Below are 1,139 nucleotides of genomic sequence, written 5' to 3' on the forward strand. Positions count from 1 at the left end.
TCTGGGCAGTAACTGACGCTGAGGAGCGAAAGCGTGGGGAGCGAACAGGATTAGATACCCTGGTAGTCCACGCCGTAAACGTTGGGCGCTAGGTGTGGGGGCCATTCCACGGTCTCCGTGCCGCAGCTAACGCATTAAGCGCCCCGCCTGGGGAGTACGGCCGCAAGGCTAAAACTCAAAGGAATTGACGGGGGCCCGCACAAGCGGCGGAGCATGTTGCTTAATTCGATGCAACGCGAAGAACCTTACCTAGGCTTGACATGCACGGAAATCTGTCAGAGATGGCAGGTCCTTTAAAGGGTCGTGCACAGGTGGTGCATGGTTGTCGTCAGCTCGTGTCGTGAGATGTTGGGTTAAGTCCCGCAACGAGCGCAACCCTCGTTCTATGTTGCCAGCACGTGATGGTGGGGACTCATAGGAGACTGCCGGGGTCAACTCGGAGGAAGGTGGGGATGACGTCAAATCATCATGCCCCTTATGTCTAGGGCTGCAAACATGCTACAATGGCCGGTACAAAGGGCTGCGATACCGCGAGGTGGAGCGAATCCCAAAAAGCCGGTCTCAGTTCGGATTGGGGTCTGCAACTCGACCCCATGAAGTTGGAGTCGCTAGTAATCGCAGATCAGCAACGCTGCGGTGAATACGTTCCCGGGCCTTGTACACACCGCCCGTCACGTCACGAAAGTCGGTAACGCCCGAAGCCGGTGGCCCAACCCCTTGTGGGAGGGAGCCGTCGAAGGCGGGATCGGCGATTGGGACGAAGTCGTAACAAGGTAGCCGTACCGGAAGGTGCGGCTGGATCACCTCCTTTCTAAGGAGCACTGGCCGCCACACTCGTGTGGTGGTCCAGAGCCGTGCGCGGACCGTGAAGTGCCCTCATTCTCGGGGGTGCTCGGGTGTTCGTGACGGAGCTCGAGGGTGGAACGCTGACCAGTTCGGCCAGGTAGCTGATGCTGCCCCTAGTACGGCCTGTTGACCCCTGCTTCTTCGGAAGTTGGGTGAGGGTGTGGATCGGGGTGGTGGAGTTGGTCTGGTCGTAGGCACGCTGTTGGGTCCTGAGGGAGTGGGCCGGCCCCTGTGGGGGTCGGGTTGCTTGCTCTGTGGGAGGCCTGCTTGTCGTCGTACCGCCCGGGGTGACT

General features: G+C 60.1%; 1 rRNA gene. It reads left to right on the forward strand.

Features of this window, described 5'->3' with window-relative positions:
- Positions 1-811: ribosomal RNA gene (locus tag G5C62_RS25770) — 16S ribosomal RNA — on the forward strand; the annotation flags it as partial.
- Positions 812-1,139 lie beyond the last annotated feature (328 nt).

The organism is Modestobacter sp. KNN46-3 (assembly GCF_011039295.1).